Source organism: Enterobacter sp. 50793107 (genome assembly GCF_001463365.1).
GTDB classification, from domain to species: Bacteria; Pseudomonadota; Gammaproteobacteria; order Enterobacterales; family Enterobacteriaceae; genus Enterobacter; species Enterobacter cloacae.
On sequence record NZ_LNII01000050.1, the window covers coordinates 200012 to 222066 of the forward strand.

General features: G+C 57.8%; 25 protein-coding genes. 11 read left to right on the forward strand and 14 right to left on the reverse strand.

Annotated features, from left to right (window positions below):
• Positions 1 to 13 precede the first annotated feature (13 nt).
• Both APU11_RS07195 and yjiA read left to right on the forward strand, forming a co-directional pair.
• On the forward strand, positions 14 to 217 hold the full coding sequence (locus tag APU11_RS07195) for a YbdD/YjiX family protein (RefSeq protein ID WP_003856610.1): 204 nt from the start codon (positions 14 to 16) through the stop codon (positions 215 to 217).
• 10 nt (positions 218 to 227) lie between these two features.
• Positions 228 to 1181 (forward strand): GTPase, encoded by a 954-nt coding sequence (gene yjiA, locus APU11_RS07200; RefSeq protein ID WP_058651137.1) that lies wholly within the window; start codon positions 228 to 230, stop codon positions 1179 to 1181.
• A gap of 58 nt (positions 1182 to 1239) precedes the next feature.
• Here the strand turns inward: yjiA and APU11_RS07205 are convergent, their stop codons facing one another.
• Positions 1240 to 2598: an esterase-like activity of phytase family protein gene (locus APU11_RS07205; RefSeq protein WP_045295464.1), complete on the reverse strand. Its 1359-nt coding sequence runs from the start codon at positions 2596 to 2598 to the stop codon at positions 1240 to 1242.
• A 402-nt stretch (positions 2599 to 3000) separates the two neighbouring features.
• On the opposite strand from APU11_RS07205, the gene APU11_RS07210 reads away from it, so the two are divergent.
• Together APU11_RS07210 and APU11_RS07215 are read left to right on the forward strand one after the other, a co-directional pair.
• Positions 3001 to 3546 (forward strand): YfaZ family outer membrane protein, encoded by a 546-nt coding sequence (locus APU11_RS07210; RefSeq protein WP_013095440.1) that lies wholly within the window; start codon positions 3001 to 3003, stop codon positions 3544 to 3546.
• Positions 3546 to 3866 (forward strand): hypothetical protein, encoded by a 321-nt coding sequence (locus APU11_RS07215; RefSeq protein WP_013095439.1) that lies wholly within the window; start codon positions 3546 to 3548, stop codon positions 3864 to 3866. Before APU11_RS07210 ends, APU11_RS07215 begins: the two co-directional genes overlap by 1 nt.
• A 41-nt stretch (positions 3867 to 3907) precedes the next feature.
• On the opposite strand, the gene APU11_RS07220 is transcribed toward APU11_RS07215, so the two are convergent.
• Positions 3908 to 5278, reverse strand: a complete 1371-nt coding sequence (locus APU11_RS07220) for an NAD-dependent succinate-semialdehyde dehydrogenase (RefSeq protein WP_013095438.1) — start codon at positions 5276 to 5278, stop codon at positions 3908 to 3910.
• 137 nt (positions 5279 to 5415) lie between these two features.
• On the opposite strand from APU11_RS07220, the gene APU11_RS07225 reads away from it, so the two are divergent.
• Genes APU11_RS07225 through APU11_RS07235 form a run of 3 tightly spaced genes read left to right on the forward strand, consistent with a single transcriptional unit; the run spans position 5416 to position 8163 of the window.
• Positions 5416 to 6159, forward strand: coding sequence for an AraC family transcriptional regulator (locus APU11_RS07225; RefSeq protein WP_013095437.1), 744 nt, complete (start codon positions 5416 to 5418; stop codon positions 6157 to 6159).
• Between the two features lie 48 nt (positions 6160 to 6207).
• The gene (locus APU11_RS07230; RefSeq protein WP_044158894.1) at positions 6208 to 6861 is read left to right on the forward strand and encodes a LysE family translocator; all 654 of its coding nucleotides are present in this window, start codon (positions 6208 to 6210) and stop codon (positions 6859 to 6861) included.
• Between the two features lie 3 nt (positions 6862 to 6864).
• The gene (locus APU11_RS07235) at positions 6865 to 8163 is read left to right on the forward strand and encodes a DUF445 domain-containing protein (protein WP_013095435.1); all 1299 of its coding nucleotides are present in this window, start codon (positions 6865 to 6867) and stop codon (positions 8161 to 8163) included.
• Here the strand turns inward: APU11_RS07235 and APU11_RS07240 are convergent.
• The 7 genes from APU11_RS07240 to APU11_RS07270 all read right to left on the reverse strand — a co-directional run bounded on the left by APU11_RS07240 (position 8133) and on the right by APU11_RS07270 (position 13885).
• Complete coding sequence (locus tag APU11_RS07240; protein ID WP_013095434.1) at positions 8133 to 9209, reverse strand: DUF2955 domain-containing protein; 1077 nt, start codon at positions 9207 to 9209, stop codon at positions 8133 to 8135. The two genes, APU11_RS07235 and APU11_RS07240, sit on opposite strands and share 31 nt — an antisense overlap.
• Complete coding sequence (locus APU11_RS07245; RefSeq protein WP_029882194.1) at positions 9199 to 10266, reverse strand: HlyD family secretion protein; 1068 nt, start codon at positions 10264 to 10266, stop codon at positions 9199 to 9201. The genes APU11_RS07240 and APU11_RS07245 overlap by 11 nt, the downstream gene beginning before the upstream one ends.
• Complete coding sequence (locus tag APU11_RS07250) at positions 10263 to 10733, reverse strand: MarR family transcriptional regulator (RefSeq protein ID WP_013095432.1); 471 nt, start codon at positions 10731 to 10733, stop codon at positions 10263 to 10265. The genes APU11_RS07245 and APU11_RS07250 overlap by 4 nt, the downstream gene beginning before the upstream one ends.
• Positions 10734 to 10936: 203 nt before the next feature.
• Complete coding sequence (locus APU11_RS07255; RefSeq protein WP_045295461.1) at positions 10937 to 11632, reverse strand: winged helix-turn-helix domain-containing protein; 696 nt, start codon at positions 11630 to 11632, stop codon at positions 10937 to 10939.
• Positions 11604 to 12002: a hypothetical protein gene (locus APU11_RS07260; RefSeq protein ID WP_058651138.1), complete on the reverse strand. Its 399-nt coding sequence runs from the start codon at positions 12000 to 12002 to the stop codon at positions 11604 to 11606. Before APU11_RS07260 ends, APU11_RS07255 begins: the two co-directional genes overlap by 29 nt.
• Positions 11995 to 12318, reverse strand: coding sequence for an antibiotic biosynthesis monooxygenase (locus APU11_RS07265; RefSeq protein ID WP_023620659.1), 324 nt, complete (start codon positions 12316 to 12318; stop codon positions 11995 to 11997). Before APU11_RS07265 ends, APU11_RS07260 begins: the two co-directional genes overlap by 8 nt.
• 151 nt (positions 12319 to 12469) lie before the next feature.
• Positions 12470 to 13885: an aldehyde dehydrogenase family protein gene (locus tag APU11_RS07270; RefSeq protein ID WP_048972326.1), complete on the reverse strand. Its 1416-nt coding sequence runs from the start codon at positions 13883 to 13885 to the stop codon at positions 12470 to 12472.
• Positions 13886 to 13985: 100 nt separating this feature from the next.
• On the opposite strand from APU11_RS07270, the gene APU11_RS07275 reads away from it, so the two are divergent.
• Positions 13986 to 14888, forward strand: coding sequence for a LysR family transcriptional regulator (locus tag APU11_RS07275; protein ID WP_023620661.1), 903 nt, complete (start codon positions 13986 to 13988; stop codon positions 14886 to 14888).
• Here APU11_RS07275 and APU11_RS07280 read toward each other — a convergent pair.
• Positions 14875 to 15354: a carboxymuconolactone decarboxylase family protein gene (locus tag APU11_RS07280; protein ID WP_013095424.1), complete on the reverse strand. Its 480-nt coding sequence runs from the start codon at positions 15352 to 15354 to the stop codon at positions 14875 to 14877. The genes APU11_RS07275 and APU11_RS07280 overlap by 14 nt on opposite strands.
• A 102-nt stretch (positions 15355 to 15456) precedes the next feature.
• On the opposite strand from APU11_RS07280, the gene APU11_RS07285 reads away from it, so the two are divergent.
• Positions 15457 to 16845 carry a PLP-dependent aminotransferase family protein gene (locus APU11_RS07285; protein WP_047023206.1) on the forward strand — a complete coding sequence of 463 codons (1389 nt, stop codon included), beginning with the start codon at positions 15457 to 15459 and terminating at the stop codon, positions 16843 to 16845.
• 87 nt (positions 16846 to 16932) lie between these two features.
• Here APU11_RS07285 and APU11_RS07290 read toward each other — a convergent pair whose 3' ends face one another.
• Positions 16933 to 17094: a DUF1127 domain-containing protein gene (locus APU11_RS07290; RefSeq protein WP_020687816.1), complete on the reverse strand. Its 162-nt coding sequence runs from the start codon at positions 17092 to 17094 to the stop codon at positions 16933 to 16935.
• Between the two features lie 176 nt (positions 17095 to 17270).
• Between APU11_RS07290 and APU11_RS07295 the strand changes: the two genes are divergently transcribed.
• A complete protein-coding gene (locus APU11_RS07295; RefSeq protein ID WP_029882201.1) occupies positions 17271 to 18689 on the forward strand; it encodes a PLP-dependent aminotransferase family protein in 1419 nt (472 codons plus the stop codon).
• A 100-nt stretch (positions 18690 to 18789) separates the two neighbouring features.
• Here the strand turns inward: APU11_RS07295 and APU11_RS07300 are convergent, their stop codons facing one another.
• The 3 genes from APU11_RS07300 to APU11_RS07310 form a co-directional block, all read right to left on the reverse strand.
• Positions 18790 to 19911: a cupin domain-containing protein gene (locus tag APU11_RS07300; protein WP_013095420.1), complete on the reverse strand. Its 1122-nt coding sequence runs from the start codon at positions 19909 to 19911 to the stop codon at positions 18790 to 18792.
• 136 nt (positions 19912 to 20047) lie between these two features.
• Positions 20048 to 20644, reverse strand: a complete 597-nt coding sequence (locus APU11_RS07305) for an ATP-dependent Clp protease proteolytic subunit (RefSeq protein ID WP_013095419.1) — start codon at positions 20642 to 20644, stop codon at positions 20048 to 20050.
• A gap of 63 nt (positions 20645 to 20707) precedes the next feature.
• Positions 20708 to 21478, reverse strand: a complete 771-nt coding sequence (locus tag APU11_RS07310) for a DeoR/GlpR family DNA-binding transcription regulator (RefSeq protein WP_058651139.1) — start codon at positions 21476 to 21478, stop codon at positions 20708 to 20710.
• Positions 21479 to 21559: 81 nt separating this feature from the next.
• On the opposite strand from APU11_RS07310, the gene APU11_RS07315 reads away from it, so the two are divergent.
• Positions 21560 to 21946, forward strand: a complete 387-nt coding sequence (locus tag APU11_RS07315; protein ID WP_058651140.1) for a VOC family protein — start codon at positions 21560 to 21562, stop codon at positions 21944 to 21946.
• Positions 21947 to 22055 lie beyond the last annotated feature (109 nt).

The window sequence follows — 22055 nt, forward strand, 5'->3', positions numbered from 1 at the left end:
ATCAGGACAGGTTATGTTTGGTAACTTAGGCGAAGCAAAAAAATACCTCGGTCAGGCAGCGAAAATGCTGATTGGCATTCCGGACTATGACAACTACGTTGAGCATATGAAAACCAACCACCCGGATAAGCCCTACATGACCTACACTGAATTCTTCCGCGAGCGTCAGGAAGCGCGCTACGGCGGAAGTGGAGAAGGCGGCGTCCGCTGCTGCTAAAGGAGAGACCATGACCCCGATTGCCGTCACCCTGTTGACCGGTTTCCTCGGCGCCGGTAAAACCACCCTGCTGCGCCACATTCTCAACGCGCAGCACGGTTTCAAAATCGCCGTGATCGAAAACGAGTTCGGCGAAGTCTCCGTTGACGACCAGCTGATTGGCGATCGCGCCACGCAGATCAAAACCCTGACCAACGGCTGCATCTGCTGTACCCGCTCTAACGAACTGGAAGATGCCCTGCTGGACCTGCTCGACAGCCGCGATCGTGGGGACATCCACTTCGACCGCCTGGTGATTGAATGCACCGGCATGGCCGACCCCGGCCCGATTATTCAGACCTTTTTCTCGCATGACATCCTTTGCCAGCGCTACCTGCTGGACGGCGTGATTGCCCTGGTCGACGCGGTTCACGCCGACGATCAGATGAACCAGTTCACCATCGCCCAGTCTCAGGTGGGCTACGCCGACCGCATCCTGCTGACCAAAACCGACGTGGCGGGCGAGAGCGTTAAACTGCGCGAGCGCCTGGCACGCATCAACGCCCGCGCACCGGTATACACCGTGACGCACGGCGATATCGACCTGTCTCAGCTGTTCAACACCAACGGTTTTATGCTGGAAGAGCATGTCACCTCAAAACCGCGTTTTCACTTTATGGCGGATAAGCAGAACGACGTAGCGTCGATTGTGGTGGAGCTGGATTACCCGGTAGACATCAGCGAGGTCGCCCGCGTGATGGAGAACCTGCTCCTGTCGTTTGCCGATAAACTGCTGCGCTACAAAGGCATGCTGTGGATCGACGGCGAACCAAACCGCCTGCTGTTCCAGGGCGTACAGCGGCTGTACAGCGCGGACTGGGACAGACCCTGGGGCGACGAGACACCGCGCAGCGTGATGGTATTTATCGGTATCCAGCTGCCGGAAGAGGAAATCCGGGCGGCGTTTGCGGGGCTGAAGAGATAACCGCCCGGCATTCCCTCTCCCTTTGGGAGAGGGTTAGGGTGAGGGGTAAGAGATAAACTTATTTCACCGCCTCCGGCAGCGTCACAATCCACAGCTCACTGTCAGACTCCGGTTTCTCCAGCGGCTTCACGCTGAGGGTCGTTTTAACCGGCTTATCATCCAGCGTCAGCTTTCCTTCCGCGTTCACCCGATAATCCTTGAGCTTCTTGCCCTCGACAGGATGTTGCATCGCCACCTTCACGCCAAAATCGTTATCGTTCGCCACCGCCAGCGTTTTGCTGTCGATCAGCGCCAGCCCTTCAGCCTTTTCCTGCTGCCAGCCCAGGGCGCGCAGATCAACAACCTGCGTTTTCTGCGCAAGGGTAATGCCGCGCTGTGCCAGGGTTTTCTCATCATCAAACTCCGGATACTCGCCCGGCTTGTCGAAACCTGACAGGTCGCTCGCCTTACTGAGATCGACCTTGTAAATCAGGTTACGCATTCCGTCGTTTTTATCACTTCCCTGTTCGATCAGCAGGATGTGCTGGTTATCGAGCGCCACGATGTCGCCGGTTTTAGCGTCGCTGTTTTTGCTGTAAGCCGCGCTGTCGATGGGATAACCGTACATCGCGGTTTTTCCGCTTGCCGGGTCAAAGCTCACCAGACGCGTAAACAGCGCCTTTTTCTTGCTCTTACCGTCGATATCCAGCGTACTTTGCACGGCGGCAATAATACGCCCGTCCGGCATACGGGTGAGGCCTTCAAAGCCGCGGTTCGCCTGACGCCATTTGAGGATATTTGGCAAACCGCCCGCAATTGCTTTTTCCCCTTCCGCCGCCTGCGGACCGTGGATCGCCAGGATTTTCCCTTTACTGTCGATGTTAATCAGGAACGGGCCATACTCATCGCACAGCCAGTAACCGCCTTTACCGTCCGGGGTGATCCCTTCCGTATCCAGCCCGCGATTATCCCCCTTCAGCCTCTTTAACGTGTCGCTGAAGGCCACTTCATTGGTGGATCCAATCACGTCGCTTTCGAGCGGCAGACCGTTGATCGCGCCTTTATCGTCATGCAGAGGACGGGCATCAATGGCCTCCGCTTTGCCGTTTTGTACACGAATCGTCATCAGCAGCGGCGCGAAATCTGGCGTAACGAAAATTTTGGCTTCGTTTTTACCCACTTTCGGTGAATCCGCGTTCGGACCGCGATCGGTAATGGTGGCGAAGGTCAGGGCATCGCCCTGTTTCCCGGTGAACAGCAGGCCAGAACCTATCCCAACCGGAAGGCCGTTCGGGAATGCACTGGCAAATGCGCCGGTGTAGTTCACGTGTGTGCCTTCTGGAAAACTGACGACATAGCGCTCAGCCGTAGGCTGCGCCGCGAGGGCAGAGAAAGAGAGCACACAACCGATTAGCACAGGAATAATTTTTCTTTTCATATTGTTAGCATCCATAAAGTGAAGCTCACACCGTAAAGAAGAAACGTGTCAGGAAAATGACATCGAATGGCAACATTGCGCGGGCCGGAGCGCCAAAGAAATGTAAAGCTCTGTTGTTATCTGTAACAGCGGAAACATTTCTGGAAATTATTAGAAACCCAATTAATTCGCTGCGAACCACTCTTTCTGCTCTCGTTCAGATTATGTTTAGCTAAAAAAATAAACACTTTCTAAACGCCAAATCATTACCCGTTGACGACCTCGCAACCCAACACTCTCGCAACACCACCAAATTAAAAAATTAACAAAACCAGCATAAAACGGCGACTTTCATCACATTTGCAGTCATTAACATCGCTTGTTAAGGTGCGCCCAGATTAAATTGATGACGAGGCATATGAGATGAAAAAACTGAATATCCTTCTGCTGACTGCGTTGACTGCTGTATCGGGTTCTGCACTGGCTCTGGGTGGCAGCGTTGAGCAGGGTAAAAACTTTACCAACCTCAACCTGGAGATGGGTAAATCCTCATCCGGCCTGTATGTGGAAAGCAACTGGCTGAAAAACACCGATGACGGTACGCAGACCGGCGGTGTGGGTGCAGGTTATAACCTGGGTCTTGGCCCGGTCATGCTGAACGCGGGTGCAAAAGCTATCTATATCGGCCCGAAAAAAGGCGATAACGGCGTGGCGTTCCCGATCGGTGGCGGCGTAAACGTTGCCCTGACCGACAGCATTCATCTGTATGGTGAAGGCTACGTGGCACCAGAAGGGATGAACAACAGCGTGAAAAACTACGTTGAAGCCAACGGCGGCGTAAGCTGGACGCCAGTTACACCTGTGACCCTGAAAGTGGGTTACCGCCACGTGAGCGTGGATGGTAAAGACGGTCGTCCAGGCCACACCCTGATTGACGGTGCGTATGTTGGCGGTGGAGTCACCTTCTGATGAAACACCGCATTACCGCGCTTTGCGTTCTGAGCCTCACGCTTCTGCTCACCGGCTGCGTCCAGTACAAATGGGTGAAACCGGGCGTCAGCGACGCTGAAATGAACAAAAAGCTCACGGAATGTGAAGCGCAGGCGCTGATCGATCTGCCCCCGGATAACGTCGTAACCGGTTCGGACTCGGAAAAAACGGATCTGAAGAACAAGAAAAAGGATATTTCCACGAGCTACACGGTTGAAGACGCCAATGAGGATCGCAGGGCGACCCTCGTAGACAGCTGCATGTTCAAAAGCGGCTGGGATAAAATTGAAGTGCAATAATCTCTAAAAAACCTGCCTACTGGCAGGTTTTTTATTGCTGCTTACTTACGCACCACCACCAGCTTCTGGTTCACAAACTCTTTGATCCCCAGATCCGACAGCTCGCGTCCGTAACCGGAGCGCTTCACGCCGCCAAACGGCAGCTCCGGTGCGGTATCGGTGAGCCAGTTGATATACACCATCCCGGTCTCAATCCGTGACGCCATTTTCTTCGCGCGTTCAATATCCTGACTGAACACCGCACCGCCCAGTCCGTAGTGGGAGTCGTTCGCCAGGGCGACCGCCTCGTCATCGTTTTTCACCACATATATCTGCGCCACCGGGCCGAAGAACTCCTCGAAGTACGCCGGGTTGTCGCGGGAGATATTCGTCAGGATCGTCGGCTCAAAGAAGCTCCCGTCGCGCTGCACCGGTTTACCACCATAGTGTAACGTCGCGCCCTTTTTCACCGCCTCGTTGACCTGTTTTGTCAGCGTTTCGAGCGCATCTTTAGACGACAGTGGCCCAAGCGTGGTGCTTTCATCCAGCGGGTCGCCAATTTTCACCTGCTTAAAGGCGTCGGTGAATTTGCTCAGGAAGGCATCAGCAATTTTCTCATGCAGGATAAAGCGCTTCGCTGCGGTACAGACCTGACCGGCGTTGTTAAGTCGCGCGTTCACGCCTGTCTTCACCGCTTTATCGAGATCCGCGTCGTCCAGCACCACGAAAACGTCGTTACCGCCCAGCTCAAGGGTGGATTTCTTGATGTGCTTCGCCGCCTGCGCGGCCACCACGCTGCCCGCTTTCTCAGAGCCGGTTAGCGCGGCCCCCTGTACGCGGTCGTCAGCAATGATGTTCGCCACCTGCTCAGACGAGATAAAGAGATTGGTCCATGCCCCTTCCGGCGCCCCTGCCTCACGCACCAGATGAGCAAAGGTTTCGGCACAGTGCGGCACGATGCTGGCATGTTTAGCCAGAACCGGGTTACCCGCCGCCAGGTTAGGTGCCAGAACACGCATCAGCTGATAATACGGGAAATTCCACGGTTCCACGGCCATCAGCACGCCGATGGGGTGATGCTCCACCCACGCTTCTCCGAGTTCAGACGGGTACTTCACCGGGGCCAGGAACTGCTTCGCGTTATCGGCATAGTAGCGGGCGATTTGCGCGCACAGCTTCACCTCGCCGCGGCTTTGTTCGATGAGCTTACCCATCTCCTGACTGGCAATTTTAGCCAGCTCCTCGGTGCGTTCGTCGATCAGGTCAGCAAGCTTATGCAGCACCGGCAGGCGCTGTTCAATGTCGCCTTTCGCCCACTGCGAATGGTAAAGGGCGTCGGCCGCTTTCAGCGCCGCTTCGATATCCGCGTCGGTATGAGAGGGATATTCTTTGATGAGCTGGTTGGTGGCAGGATTTACTGTCTGATAAGCCATATCGAATCTCCATGTTTTACCGCTTAGGGTAGTAAGGGTAGACAACATGACGGGTGATGGACGTAAAGTTGGGTATATCCGGAAGGTTCTTAGCAGGGCCAGGGCATGGTATAAAAATGTTCCTGACAGGAGCGCCTATGACCCATACCCGACAGATCCGCCAGACCTTTAACCGCCTTCCGGGCCTTGAGCTGCGCAGCACGTGGCAGAGTACCGTGGCGTATAAACGTCATTGTCACCCCCAACTTTCGATTGGCGCGATAGTGGAAGGCCAGACCTGCTGCCGGTGCAATGACACGCAGTACATCCTCCACCCCGGCGATCTCATCGTGATCCCGGCACATGTGCCGCACAGCTGCAACCCCGTTGCGGGCCAGCCCCGTAGCTATCACATGCTCTATATCGACACGGATTATCCCCTGGCAGAACAGGTCATACGCGACAGCACGTTGTTTGCTCTTTACCAGAACGTTGTTGAGAACATGTCGGCTAATTCCCTGAACATGCTGATTTCTGCCCTTCCGCGCTGCGCCAGCCGCACGGGTGAACTACGTACAACCAGCCAGCACATCCAGCAGGCGTTTCTTGCCGATTTAACCAGCCCGCCGTCACTCGACGACCTTGCCCATCGCTTCTCGCTGCGCAAGGAGACGCTGATCCGCACCTTCAGGCAGGACACTGGCCTGACGCCGGGCAGCTTTCTCAACATCTCCCGCGTGGAATACGCCAAAGCGCGGCTGCGTGCCGGGGATGATATTGCCGATGTCGGCTACCAGAGCGGGTTTGCCGATCAGAGCCATTTTCATAAGACCTTTGTGATCTATACCGCCGCCACGCCGCGCCAGTACGCCACGGGCCGATCAATATCGGACAATAAATAGCGTTTGCATCGCCGTAGTCTGACCTCGGTTTTTTACACAGAGGTTGCTATGGAACTGTTATTCCCTTCCGCTTTTCTCGCTCTGGCGCTGGCGCATTTTGTCGCCCTGTTAAGCCCGGGCCCGGATTTCTTCCTGCTGGTGGGCTACGCGGCGCGCTACCGGGTCCGCGGCAGCGCCGGGCTGTGCCTCGGCATCGCCGCGGGCAACGGGTTGTATATCCTGCTGGTGATTATCGGCTGGAGCGCGCTGCGCCAGTTTACGTGGCTGTTTACCCTTATCGAGTTTTGCGGGGCGCTGTATCTGCTGTGGATCGGCTCGCATCTGGTGCGCAGCCGCCCGCAAGCACTGGCACTGAATGAAACCCACCAGCGCTTCCCTTCACTGCGTAAGCAGATCCTGCTGGGACTTGGCTCGGCGTTATTAAATCCAAAGAACGCCCTGTTCTATCTGGCGCTGATGACGGCGTTACTGGGGCCGGACGTCACGCTGCTTCAGCAGTCGACCTGCGGCGTCTGGATGGTGATGGTAGTGCTGGTGTGGGATCTGGCGCTGGTATCACTGATGGGGCTGCCCGCGGTGCAACAGAGGCTCAGCCGTTCGCTGTGGCTAATTGAGCGGGCGGCGGGCGCGGTGTTGATAGGTTTTGGGGTATGGGTGTTGTGGCGGTTTTTGCACTTTCCCCCCGTCTCCCTCTATCCTTAACCCATGGAAAAAATCGCTGAACTCAAACGCGCCAAGCTGCTGGCGCTGTCGCTGCTGCTGATTGCCGTCGCGGCGTTTATCACCACCCTGTTTCTGCCGCAAACCTTCTGGGTGCGCGGCGTGAAGGCCATTGCCGAGGCGGCGATGGTTGGCGCGCTGGCGGACTGGTTTGCGGTCGTCGCGCTGTTTCGCCGGGTGCCCATTCCGTTTATCTCGCGCCATACGGCGATTATCCCGCGCAATAAAGACCGGATTGGCGATAATCTCGGCCAGTTCGTGCAGGAGAAGTTTCTCGACACCCAGTCGCTGGTGGCGCTGATCCGCCGCTATGAGCCGGCGCAGATGATTGGCACCTGGTTTAGCAAGCCCGACAATGCCCAGCGTGTCGGGCAGCATCTGATTCAGGTGATGGGCGGTTTTCTTGAGCTGACCGACGACGGGCGTATTCAGCGCCTGCTCAAACGCGCGGTGCATAAGGCCATCGACAAGGTCGATTTCACCGAAACCAGCGCAGTGATGCTGGAGAGCATGACCAAAAACAACCGGCATCAGGTACTGCTGGACGCCATCATCAACCGCCTGATCACCCTGATTCAACGCGATAGCACGCGGGAATTTATTTCAGACCAGATCGTCCACTGGCTTAAAACCGAGCATCCGCGCAAGGCGATGGTGCTGCCCACCGAGTGGCTGGGCGATCAGAGCGCGGAGATGGTGTCGAACGCGGTGAATACCCTGCTGGACGACGTCAGTCATGACCGCACCCACCAGATCCGCCAGGCGTTCGACCGCGCCACGCTGAAGCTTATCGACAACCTGAAAAACGATCCGGAGATGGCCGCAAAGGCAGAGAACATCAAGCATTACCTGAAGAACGACGACGCGTTCAACCGCTATCTGGGTGAGATGTGGGCTGACCTGCGCCAGTGGCTGAAGGCGGATATGCAACGTGAGGATTCCCGCGTGAAGCAGCGCATCGCCAACGCCGGGCAGTGGTTTGGTGAAACGCTACTCGGTGACGACAGCCTGCGGGCATCGCTCAATGAGCATCTCGAGCAGGCGGCACACCGCGTGGCACCGGATTTCGCGGCGTTTCTCACTCGCCATATCAGCGACACGGTAAAAAGCTGGGACGCCAAAGATATGTCCCGCCAGATCGAGCTTAATATCGGCAAAGATCTGCAGTTTATCCGCGTCAACGGCACCCTGGTGGGCGGGACGATTGGCCTGATCCTGTTTTTACTTTCGCAACTGCCCGCCGTGCTTGCGCATTACTCCGTTTTGGGTGGTGCAATGACGTAGCGCGTCGCCTCAAAGCGATTGAGGATTAAGTGCACCAGAAACACCATCGTCAGCGTCGCCACCAGAGAAAAGGTCACCGAGGTGATGCGGTAGAGATCGCTGAACACCAGGTCGCTGTCCGGGTGCATGTTCTGACCGAACATAATCCCGATGGTGGTGATGCTGGCAAACCCAACGCCGGCTCCCACCTTCTCCATCACATGCAGACGCGCACCAAACGCCAGCCCGAGGCCGATAAGCGGCATCATCAGTAGCATGTGGCTGCTGTGATCGTAGAGGATAAGCTGCACCACCAGAATATAGAGACAGCCCAGCACCACGCCAGCCACGCGCCAGATAGAGCTCATCACCGCGCCGCGATAGTGCATCGGGAACAGAATCAACACACCGGCCATCAGCGCCGAAAGCGAATCGCTCAAATCGCTTATCTGGAAGATGACAAAAATCATCGTCGCAACGGTGCCGGAGAGCAGAGACTCGTGTCGCACGCGGGCATCATCTTTCTCGATCAGCGGCGGCGGCTTGCGTGGCTCAACGTCCGGCAGGAGGTAGTTCATCAGCGCGCTCAGGCATACCGCCATCACACTCGCTTCAATGTTGGAAAACAGCAGCGTGTGCCAGTCGGTGGTGGGATAGCTCATAAAGTTGAGCATCACGCTCTGGCACACCACGCCCATCGACCCGAACAGGAACAGCGGCCCCTTACTCATAAAGCGAAAACGCATGACATACAGCGCAAAAACCACCAGCGTCATGATCACCGGCCACTGGGACAGATAGCCGATGATAATCACCATTTCGACGCAGTTTAGCGATGCGCTGAAGATAAACTGCTTCGCCACATGGCGGTTAAAGACCGGCACCAGAGACAGCAGCATGATAGGGTAGACCACATAAAACACGCCGTAGCTGGTGTTATAGAAACTTGAAATACTCAGCGCGATCATCCCGGCAAAGACGATGCGCAGGGTCTGGCGAAAGTCATTGGCCGTATAGACGATGTTGCCGTGCGGGGTAAAGACCCGCGCCAGCGTGCTAATAGACATAGTGGAGCAGGCTCACCAGGTGGATTTGCATCCCGGAGAAGAAGCGCGCAAACGGCCCTTCGCTGTTGTAGAGCTGCACGGTGGCACGAGCGCCGGTCGGGAGCGGTTTCGGCAGCGTCTCATCCAGCGCCACGTGAATGCGCATTCGCTGAGCGTCGCGCACCCAACGGTTGGAGGTTTCCGGCGCGGACAGTTCGCCGCTCACCGCCTCCTGTCCGGCAAGGATCCCCGCATCGCTGCTGGTCACGTGGGCGCGGAAAACCTGTCCCGGAAAGGCGTCAAATACCACGGCGGCATCGGTCCCCTGATGGGTATGGCGCAGACTCTTCTCACGAAAATCGGCCACAATATCGGTCTGATTATTCACCAGCGCCAGCGCCGCCGAGCCGGACGAGGCATAAAACCCGGGGCTCAACTGCAGGTTGCTGACCGTACCATCCGCCTGGGCGTAAACCTTCGTCCAGCCGAGGTTCAGCTCCGCCTCATCCAGCGCGTTACGGTATTTTTGCAGCGTCACGTTGCGGTGCTCTTCCCGCTCGCCGCGCTGGATGCGCAGGTTATGGATGTTCGCCTGAATCGAGCTCACGGACTGCTCGCTGCTCTGCCAGGTGGTACGGACCTTATCCAGATCCGCCTGCGAGACGTTCTGTAACGTGCTCAGCTTCTGGTAGCGGTCAAAGGTCACTTTGTCGTTACGCGCGGTCAGCACGGCGGTTTTCAGGCTGGCCTGGGCGGCGGCGATCTGCGCATCCAGCTGTTCATTGGACAGGCGTGCCTGCTCAAGCGCGATTTGCGCCGCTTCCACTTTATTGCGAAACGGTGTGTCATCCAGCTCAAACAGCAGGTCGCCCCGCTTCACCTGGCTGTTGTTGTGCACGTGCACCGCCGACACATACCCGGAGACGCGCGGAGAAACCGGCGTCACCACGCGCATGACGGTGGAGTCTGGCGTCAGCGGGATCCAGATATCGGCGACGACAAAGTAGACAAACATCAGCAGGAAAGAGGCAATACTCACCCTTACCCAGCGGGCAAACTTTTGTTCAGGAGTCATTATTTTTCGGTCTTGTTATCTTCTTCGCGGATTGTCCGCAAATTGCAGGCGATTTGATTCAAGGTGGCGCTGAAAATTTCGATATGCTCAGGCGCGATGTTTTGCGATACGCGTGTCTGGTACGTCTCAATCACCTGGGTGAGCCTTTTTAGGATGGCTTTTCCCTCAGGCGTCAGCGTCAGAAGCCGGATGCGCTTGTCATAAGGCGATACGGTGCGCAGCAGGTATCCCTGCTTTTCCAGCTGTGTCAGGGTGCGCATCAGCGGCGGCAGTTCAATGCCCTGCACCTCCGCCAGCTCACTCACCGAGACGTTATCCCCCAGTTGATGAAGCTGCATCATTACCGTCCAGCTCGACTGGGTTAACCCGGTATCGAGAATGGCGTCGTCAATAACGGCGCGCCACTGGCGCACAATCATCGCCATCCGCATGCCCATCGGCCTGCGGCAAAACAGTTGTTCTTCACTCATGGGGGGAACCTCTCTAAACACGTCGTCAAGATAATAGTTATCAGGGTAAGTATCAAGAAACGCGAGACGAAAGAGCAGGAATTGCGAAACGATGTCTCCCTCTCCCGGCGGGCTGAGGGTTCCCCATACAATAATGCCTGCACGGAGGACCCCCTCTCCCTTGAGGGAGAGGGTTGGGGTGAGGGCACAGCCCGCAGCGGAGTTTAGCGGCTAAAATGTCGGGTAATGGCGCCCTTCCCCGAAGCCGTAAGCACCACTTCCCGATACCCCGCTACCCGCTGGATCCAGCCCTTGCTTTCCAGGTGCATGAGCAGCGCCGCACCGGCTTCACCGCCCAGATGAAACCGCCGCTCGCTCCAGTCCAGACAGGCGCAACAGGCCTTTCGCCGGGGATGGGTGCTTAACGGGATACCGAGTTTCAGAAACTGCTCCCGGCCATACAGGGTCAGTGCCGAACCGTCTGGCTCCAGCCAACTTTCGGCCTGCATGAAATCGTAGATCTGCACCGCCACCGCGCCCGCCAGATGGTCGTAGCAGGTGCGGGCTTCACGCAGGGCTTTTGGCGCGCTGGTTTCCGGCGGAGAAATGCGGTGCCACGACAGCCCCATCATCTGCTCCACCAGCTCCGCTACGTCATACCCTGCCAGGCGATAATAGCGATGGCGCCCCTGCGACAGGCAGGTAATGAGCTTTCCGTCCAGCAGCCGCGCAAGGTGCCCGCTGGCGGTAGACGGCGCCACATCCGCCGCCGCACTCAGCTCGGTGGCCGTCCACGCTCGCCCGTCCATCAGCGCACAAAGCATTTTCACGCGCGACGGATCGGCCATTGCGGCTGCTACTGCGGCAATGGCCTGCTCCAGCGCTGCGCTGTTATCTGGCGGTAAGCTCGTCTTTAACATAGGTTGCCCAGGGTTCGGTGATTGCTGCGGCCAGCTTATCATTATCCGTCAGCAGAATGAGGTGATTCGCGTGGTCGCTGTACTGGGTAAGAATAGACACCCCGCGAGCCGCCAGTGCAGCAGCTATCTCCCCCAGCTCGCCGGGGCGTTCCTGCCGCAGTTTTCTGATGATGGGCCGACGAACCGCTTTCAGGTTAAATCCGGCCTCAAGCAGAACATGGCGGGCTTTTTCGCCGTCTTCCACCAGAAAATGCGCCTCAACGCCGATTACACCACCGCCTTCCAGCCCAATCCCCTTACTGCCCAACAGCTGACCAAAGCGTGCCAGTTCACCCGGCTTATCGTTAAAAATCACATGAACATCATACATCCGCGTGCCCTCCGTTTTCGGCGCTGTATTCCCGCACCAGCTGTGCCACCCGAATGCGGTAGTACGTAAAAATCGACTCCCGCCCCTCGGCCTGCGCGGCCTGATGAAAAACGTTCTGCTTCCAGTTGCGGATAGCCTCTTCGTCCCGCCACCAGGAGAGCGAGAGAATTTTGCCGTCGGTGGTCAGGCTCTGGAAACGTTCGATATCGATAAAACCGTCAATATCCGCCAGCAGGGGTTTAAGTTCGGCCGCGAGCTGCAGGTAGCGCGCCTGATGCGCCGGCGCGGCTTTGGCTTCGAAAATGACTGCGATCATGAAGGTCTCTCCGTTGTGATGGTGTGAAGAGAATGCAGGACAGATGACAAGGATGCTTCGGTATGGAGCGAAGTGTTGTGCCGGATGGCGCTGCGCTTATCCGGCCTACGGTTTTTGTAGGCCCGGTAAGCGTAGCGCCACCGGGCAGGGTTTAACCCACAATCGACTTCGGTTCCATAAACGCCCCAATTCCCCATTCGCCCATCTCGCGTCCCACGCCGGAGTGTTTAAACCCGCCAAACGGGGCTTTTGGCTCATGCGCGAGGGTGTTTACCAGCACGCGCCCGGAAACAATCTGCTGCGCCACGCGACGCGCACGCCCGGTGTCACGCCCCAGCACCATCGCGCTCAGGCCGTACTCGGTATCGTTGGCAATCGCGACAGCCTCCGCCTCGTCCTGATAAGGAATAATGCACAGCACCGGGCCAAAAATTTCCTCACGCGCGATGGTCATCTGGTTGTTCACATCAGTAAACAGCGTCGGGCGCACAAACCAGCCGTCCCGCGTCCCGTCCGGTCGCCCTTCGCCGCCCGCCAGCAGTCGCGCGCCTTCGTCGAGCCCTTTGCGAATATACCCCTGCACCCGCAGCCACTGCTTTTTGCTGACCATTGGGCCAATCTCTGTCGCGCTTTCGCGCGGGTCGCCGGATTTCACCGCCGCCACCGCCTGCGCCAGGGCGGTTTCCATCTCGGCCTTGCGCGACTGCGGCACCAGAATACGTGTGCCGGCCACGCACGCCTGCCCGCTGTTCATAAACCCGGCCTGAATCACCAGCGGGATCGCCCGTGCAAGATCGACATCATCCAGCAAAATCGTCGGCGATTTACCGCCTAACTCCAGCGTGACGCGCTTAAAACCCTCCGCCGCGTTACGCAGGATCGCTTTGCCGGTATTCGTCGACCCCGTAAACGAGATTTTCGCCACGTCCGGGTGGCGGCTAGTGGTCTCCCCCACCGTCTCGCCGCGCCCGGTGATGATATTAAACACGCCCGCTGGCAATGCGGCATCACGCAGCGCCTCGGTAATAATCTGCGTTTGCAGGGCGCTCATTTCGCTGGGTTTGATCACCGCCGTGCAGCCCGCCGCGAGCGCTGCCGCCAGTTTCCCGCAGATAAACCCCGCATCGCTGTTCCACGGCGTGATCAGGCCCGCTACGCCTAGCGGCGTCATCTGCACCGATGCCGCCCCCGCTGAAAATGAAAATTCAAACGCCTCCAGGGCCTCAATCGCCTGGGCAATGACATCGGCCGGATAACTGGCCATCCACGCCGAGCGCGCAGCCGGTGCGCCGTACTCTTCGATTATCGCCTCCAGCAGTTCGTCATGACGGGCGGCAACAGCGGCATGCATACGTGTTAACGCAGCAATCCGTTCCTGTTTTGTGGTTTGCGACCACGCCGGAAATGCCGCTTTGGCGGCCGCAATGGCGCGTTCAGCGTCGACCTCATCTGCCAGACGCACCTGCCCTATGACCTGTGCCGTCGCCGGGTTGTATAAATCAAAACGCTCGGTGCCGTGCGGGGTAACAAATTCGCCGTTGATAAAAATCTGTTCGATGTGGTGCATATAAACCTCCTCAGGCTGTGTAGACACAGTCTGGCACGACTACTCTGTTGCGATAATCCACGCTATGCTGCAAAGGTTGTTTCGATTTTCAGGATAATCTATGCATCGTTCAGGTTTGACAGAGCTGGAAGTGGTGATGGCGGTGGTACGACGCGGCAGCTTTCGCGGTGCCGCCCAGGAGCTGGGTATGTCCGCCACGGCGGTGAGTAACGCCATCGCCGGGCTGGAGAGCCGCCTCGAGACGCGTCTTTTTAACCGCACTACCCGCAGCGTGGCGCTCACCGACGCCGGGCAGCGTTATGTGGCGCGCATCGGTCCGGCGCTGCAGGAAATTCGTCAGGCCGGGGAAGAGATCCACAGCGACACCGGCGAACCCGCAGGCACCCTGCGCCTGAACGTGCCGAACAATATTGGCTCCCTGTTTCTGGACCAGCTGCTGATCGACTTTATGATCCGCTACCCGAAAATGCGCGTGGAAACGGTGAGCGAGGCGCGGATGATCGATATCGTCGCCGAAGGCTACGACGCCGGGATCCGCCTTGAAGAGGCGGTGCCGCAGGATATGATCGCCGTACCGCTGACCGGAGAGATCCGCCAGCTCGTGACCGCCACACCGGACTATTTTGCCCGCCACGGTATCCCGCAAACGCCGGAGGATCTGCTGTTGCATCAGGGGATCGGGATGCGCATGGCCCACGGGGGGATCTACCGCTGGGAGCTGGCCCGTCGGGGAGTCCAGTATGCGCTGGCCGTGCCGCCGCGTTTTGCGACATCCGATCTTTTTGCCTCGATCCGCGCGGTCAAAGCAGGGCTGGGGATTGGCTTTTTACCGGAACTCTATATCCGTGATGAGCTGAAAAGCGGGGAACTGGTGAGCGTGTTAAACGACTGGACGCAGCCGTTTGCCGGGCTGCGTCTTTACTATCCAGGCCATCGCCACGTCCCGCCGGGGTTGCGGGCGCTGGTGGCGATGATCCGCGAGCGCGGGATTATTCCAGGTTAGCCTTGTTCAGTCCGTAAGCTGCGTCCAGCGAGCCGGGGGCCATGCGCGAGGTAATGCCTAAACGGTTCCAGGCGTTGATCGCCACGATGGCGAAGTTCAGCTCTGAAATTTCCACGTCAGAAAAGTGTTCCGCCACGCTGCGGTACAGCGCGTCGCTCACCCCGTGAACGCCAATCTGGGTCAACGCTTCGGCGAAGGCCAGCGCCGCTTTCTCGCGAGCGCTGAACAGCGGAGATTCGCGCCAGGCCGCCAGGTGGTAAAGGCGCAGTTCGCGCTCCCCGGCAATTTTGGCCTCTTTGGAGTGCATATCCAGACAGAAGGTACAGCCGTTCAGCTGGGAAACGCGAATGTCGATCAGGTGCTTCAGCGCCGGGTCGATGGAGGTTTTCGCCACTTCCATGCTCAGGGCGGACAGCGCGTTGGCAAGGGCTGGAGTGACTTTATGGTGGTTTACGCGAGTGCTCATTGTCTTTCCTCTTATTTACACGGTATGTGTCATGCGATGAGGACAATCTACGCGGGTCATGACATAGTAAAAAGATACAAAAACCATAAAATGAGGTAGGACATGAAGCCGGGCTATCACGACATTTACACCCGCTATCGCGACAACATTACGCGCGGCGTGCTGAAGCCTGGCGATAAGGTGCCCGCCATTCGCGTACTGGCCGAAGAGCTCAAGGTGGCGCGCAAAACCGTCGAAACGGCGTATGCTATTTTAATCGGCGAAGGGTACCTGGTGAGCCAGGGCGCGCGCGGCACGCGGGTCAATCCCGATCTCTTGCTACCCGCGACGCCGGCTCCAGCGGATCACACCACCGGTACACTCCCGGCATCGCTTATCAGCCAGCGTGAACGAGCGGGTTTTCTGCGCCCCGGCATTCCCTCCCTCGACAGCTTCCCCTATAAAAAATGGTTACTGCTGGCAGGCCAGGCAACGCGCTCGATGCGACCGGAAGAGATGCTCAACCCGCCGGTGCTGGGCTGGTATCCCCTGCGCCAGGCCATCGCCCGCTATCTGAATATCTCCCGCGGGCTCTCGTGTACCGCCGAACAGGTGTTGATCACCAGCGGCTACAGCGGCAGTCTGCGCCTGATCCTCGATACGCTCGCCAGCCGCAGCGACAAAGTGGTGTTTGAAGATCCGGGCTATTTTATGGGCCAGCAGTTGCTTAAGCGGATTGTGCCACGTCTGCACACCGTGCCGGTCGATCGCTGCGGCATCGACACGGAGTATCTGTTGCATCATCACCGCGACGCCCGTTTTGCTATCGTGACGCCCTCTCACCAGAGCCCACTGGCGGTAACGCTCTCTCTGCCGCGTAAACAGCAGCTTCTCGACTGGGCGAGCCAGAACGGGGCGTGGATTATTGAAGATGATTACGACGGAGAATTTCACTATACCCGCAAGGTGCTGCCGTCGCTGAAAAGCCTCGATCGCCATGATCGGGTGATCTTTATGGGCACTTTCAGTAAAACCATTATGCCCTCCTTACGCATGGGCTACATCGTGATGCCCGCCAGCACGGTTGAGGCATTTACCGACTGCGCGGACATCGTCGCCAGCGGCCAGCCGGTATTGACGCAAAAAATCCTCACCACCTTTCTCAACGAGGGTCATTTTTTCCGTCATCTCAAGAAGATGCGCGCGCTGTACCAGACCCGCCGGGAGTGGATGATTGCCGCCCTGCGTGAGGTATATGGCGATCTGTTTTTCACCGAGCAAAACGACGGCGGAATGCATATCGTGGCGTTTCTGGCGAAAGGCAGCAACGATCGGGAGGTGGCGTGCTGCTGGCAAGCGCAGCAGCTGCAGGTGAATGCCCTTTCAGAGTGGTATCGCGGGTCGGGCAAACGTTACGGGCTGGTGATGGGCTATAACAACGTGCGGTCATATCAGGAGGCGGTGGATTTGCTGGAAAGACCGAAGCGGCAGACGCTTACGCTGTTGAGCTAAACATCGCCCGGTGGCGCTACGCTTACCGGGCCTACGGGATCGTAGTAGGCCGGGTAAGGCGCAGCCGCCACCCGGCGGCGACGTGTCTCACACATCATACCGCGACAACCCAACGTCCTTGAGCTGCTCGTCGCTCATCTGGCTCAGAATGCGGCGGGTACGGTTGACGCGATACCAGTTACGCAGCGTTTTCGCTACCCACACAAACGCGATAAACGGACGTTTTGAACGATTTTCGTAGAATTCCATGATGCCTTCCTCACCGTGTCAGTGGGGCTATGATCGTGGAAAACGGTTTTAGCAATACAGACTCAAAAACAACTTTTGTTTAACATACAGATCCGCTAAAACGGTATCTGCATGCCGTTTTTTGCGGCAATCTGTACTGGTTTTGTAATCTGTATGGTGACAACAAAGGATACAGCATGACGCGCTACCAACATCTGGCCAATCTACTGGCAGAACGCATTGAACAAGGGCTGTATCGCAGCGGTGAACGTCTGCCGTCGGTACGCGCGCTGAGCCAGGAGCATGGCGTGAGCATCAGCACCATACAGCAGGCCTATCAGATCCTCGAAAACCTGCAGCTCATCACTCCCCAGCCGCGTTCCGGCTATTTTGTGTCTAAGCGCAAGGCCCAGCCGCCGGTGCCGGCCATGACGCGCCCGGTGCAGCGCCCGGTGGACGTCACCCAGTGGGATGAGGTGATGATGCTGCTGGATGCCCGCGCCGACAAAGAGATGATCTCCTTTGGCGGCGGTTCGCCAGACGTTAACCAGCCGAGCCTGAAGCCCCTGTGGCGTGAGATGAGCCGCATCGCACAGCACAACCCCGCCGAAATGCTGAGCTATGACGTACTCGACGGCCGCCTTGAGCTGCGCGAGCAGATCGCCCGGCTGATGCTCGACGGGGGCTCCACCGTGGCGGCGAACGAGATTGTGATCACCAACGGCTGCCACGGCGCGCTCTCCATCGCCCTGCTGTCGGTCTGTAAACCAGGAGACATTGTGGCGGTGGAGTCGCCGTCGTTCCACGGCACCATGCAGATGCTGCGCGGGTTTGACATCAAGGCGATAGAAATTCCGACCGATTCGCAAACCGGGATCAGCATTGAGGCATTAGAGCTGGCGCTGGAGCAATGGCCCATCAAAGCAGTCATCCTGGTGCCCAACTGCAATAATCCGCTTGGGTTTATCATGCCGGAGTCGCGTAAGAAGCAGGTGCTGGCCCTGGCCCAGCGGCACGATATCGTGATCGTCGAGGATGATATCTACGGCGAGCTGGCGGCGGAATACCCGCGCCCGCGGACCATTCACTCCATGGATATTGATGGCCGCGTGATCCTCTGCAGTTCGTTTACCAAAACCGTGGCGCCAGGGTTACGCGTCGGCTGGATTGTGCCGGGACGCTACTACGACCGGGTGATGCACATGAAATACGCCGCGGGCGGGTTTAACGTGCCGGGCACGCAGATGGCGGTGGCGGCGTTTATCCGCGACGGCCATTATCATCGCCACGTGCGCCGTATGCGCCAGATTTATCAGCAGAATATGGAAACCTATACCTGCTGGGTACGGCAATATTTTCCGGCAGACATATGCGTGACGCGCCCGCAGGGCAGTTTTTTGCTGTGGGTGGAGCTACCGGAGAAGGTCGACATGGTGTGCGTCAGCAAGCAGCTGTGCCGGTTGAAGATCCAGGCGGCGGCCGGGTCGCTGTTTTCCGCCTCCGGAAAGTACCGCAACTGCCTGCGGATTAACGTGGCATTACCGCCGACGGATAAGCATCGCGAGGCATTGAAGAAGATGGGTGAAGCGATTGTGATTGCGATGGAGGAGGGCTAGTGCGGCCTGATGCCCTCACCCCGGCCCTCTCCCACAGGGAGAGGGAGAAAACCGCCGTTGTAGGCCCGGTAAGCGCAGCGCCACCGGGCAACAGGCCGCACTACTCGTCGAAGTACCAGTACCCCTGGTTAATTAGCCCGGTGAGCTCCTCGACAAACGCCGGGTTGTTCAGCGCATCGCCCAGCTCGGCCTGGCCCAGCTCAGTGTAGCGGCACAGCGCGTCCGCCGCCTTCGCGTCTACCGTCTCGAGCTGTTCACTGTTGATAAAGAAACTGCCGTTGATATTCAGCACGCGCAGGCCGCTCAGGCGCGACAATCTCTCGCCGCCCTGCAGCGCGTCCAGCACCTCCTCGGGCGCATACGGCGGCTCGGCGGCGGCGATATCCAGCTCGTGACGTGGCGTGGAGACAAAGCTGCCGAACCATTTTGTGAAATCATCCGGCTTACCGATCATGTCGATCATCATCTGGCGAATGCGATCGAGCTCGTACTGCTCAATGCGCCCAGGGTGTTCGCGGCAGGTCAGATCCGGATCGCTGTAATGCTCCCCACCCAGATCGTTTTCCAGCGCGTAATCGGCAAAGCTGCTGATCAGATCGCGGCCGTTTGGCCCCCGGAAACCCACAGAGTAGTTCAGCGCGGTTTCATGAGTGAAGCCGTCGTGCGGGAATCCAGGTGGAATGTAGAGAATATCGCCCGGCGCCAGATCTTCGTCGATGATCGGTTCAAACGGATCCACGTGCAGCAGCGCCGGATGTGGGCAGAACTGACGCATCGGCAGCTTGTCACCCACGCGCCAGCGACGGCTGCCCATCCCCTGAATGATGAACACATCGTACTGATCGATATGCGGGCCCACGCCGCCGCCCGGCACGGAGAAGGAGATCATGAGATCATCCAGACGCCAGTCCGGCAGCACGCGGAACGGGCGCACCAGCTCCGCCGCCGGCATGTGCCAGTGGTTCACCGCCTGCGCCAGCAGCGACCAGCCGGTTTCGCCCAGGCCGTCAAAGTGCTCAAACGGACCATTGCTGGCCTGCCATTTGCCGTTGAAATGGCTCACCAGACGGCTATCGACCTCCGGCTCCATCGCCAGGCCTGCCAGCTCGTCCGGGGTAATCGGGTCGACAAAATTCGGGAAGGCATTTTTCAGCACAACGGGTTTTTTTTGCCAGTATTTCTCAAGAAATTCCGGCCAGTTCAGGTTCAGTTGATACGCCATGGATAGCACCAGTGAGAGGGGAAACAGGCGCGATTATAGGCAAGAAGGCAGAGGGGGAACTTGTCATGGGTCAAACCAGCACGCGTAGGTCGGGTAAGGCGTAGCCGCCACCCGACACGTACACGGCGTTAAAAACTTAATCCAGCTTCAGATCGTCATAATGGGTAATCAGTTTACCCACAATGCCGTAATCCAGCGCTTCGGCCGGAGACATCCAGAAGTTGCGGTCGGTGTCTTTTTTCACTTTTTCCAGCGGCTGGCCGGTGGCGTCGGCGATCAGTTTGTTTACCCGGTCCAGCATGCGGATGATCTCGCGCGCTTCAATCTCAATATCCGTCGCCTGACCGCGCACGCCGCCCAGCGGCTGGTGGATCATAAAGCGGGTGTTTGGCAGCGAGTAGCGATGCTCTTTTTTCGCCGCCAGGAAGATGGTGATCCCGGCGCTCGCCACCCAGCCGGTGCCGATCACGTGCACGTCCGGGCGGATGAACTTGATGAAGTCGTGAATGGTATCACCGGCTTCCACGTGACCGCCCTGGCTGTTGATGTACAGTTTGATCGGATCGTTGCTCACGCTTTGCAGCAGGATCAGCTGGGTGATGACTTTCTCTGCCAGCGCCTGGTTGATTTCACCGGAGATAACAATCGAGCGGGATTCCAGCAGCTTCTGCTGCAGTGCGCTCTGTGTCCCTTCCGCTTTATCCTTATCGCCGTCTTTCAGTGTGTAGTGCATTGTTATGTCCTCAGCATTTAGCGCTCAAAACCAGAGTGTAGCCTGTTTTACCCGTGAAAGTCCTCAGGCGCACACAATGCGAATGTCCTGGGCCGCAAACGCGTCGACAACGCCCTGTTCCAGCGCCTCTTCTACCACCAGCACATCAATGTCCTGGCACGTCGCCACCACAAAGCGCGCCACACCGGGAAGTTTGTCTGCCGTCAGGGCCACGATGGTCTGGTTGCTCTGGGCGATAACCGCCTTTTTGAATTCGCAGTCGGCAAAGTCAAAGCCGGTGAGTCCCATCTGCGGATCCATCGCGCAGCCGCCAATAAAGGCCTGATCGAAGATGATGCCCTGGATCTGACCCGCGGCCGTGGCGCCCACCGACCCGCCGGATGCCCGCTGGATCTGCCCGCCGGTGATGATCACCTCGCACAGGGGATGGCGCAGCAGTTCCGTGGCGATGGCCGGGGAGTTGGTCACCACCGTGACGTTGAGATCCGCCGGGAGGGCTTTCGCCAGCGCCAGGTTTGTTGTACCCGCGTCAATAAAAATGCACCCGCCCGCCTGAACCAGCGTTGCTGCTTTCTGCGCGATTGTGTGCTTTTCTGCACTTATTTTCTGCTCGCGGCTTAAAAAATTACCCGCATCCGAAAGCTGAAGCACCGCGCCGCCGTAGACCTTTTTGCAATACCCCTCTTTGCTAAGTTCATGTAAATCACGGCGAATCGTGTGCTCGGATACGTTCATCTGGCTCGCCAGCTCGGTACAGACCACCCTTCCGCTCTTCTGAAGGATCTGGCGGATCCGCGCTTGTCGCTGTTCAGGAAAAGCTGCATAATCGAGCATTGAAAGTCCTTTAAAAATTCTAATCGAGTATCAATGCGCATAATGTTGCATAACCGCGCAACACAAACAACGAGGGTTACAATGAATATTGCACATGTCGCACTCTGGACCCGCAGCCTTAAGACCCAGGTTCAGTTCTGGGAAACGGTGTTTAATGGCCGCAGCAACGCACGCTACGTCAGTAAAAATCGTCCGGGCTTTGAGTCCCATTTTATTACCCTGGACGAGGGGCCGACGATTGAGCTGATGACCATTCCGGACCTGCCCGACGCGCCTGCCCACCCGGAATTTATTGGCTGGGCGCATATCGCCATCAACGTCGGCGGAAAAGCACAGGTGGACAGCATGGCGGCACAGGCCAGGGCAAACGGCACGCTGCTTAGCGCCCCGCGGATGACCGGGGACGGCTTCTATGAAGCGGTAATCGCGGACCCGGACGGCAATCGCATTGAGCTTGTCGGTGCATAAAAACAGCGTTTCGTTCCTTCACCGCCCCTGCTCCGGCTCGCTATACTTCATATGGTTATCATATTGTTAAATGATAATGATATTTAATGTGTTAAGATGAAAGTCAGCA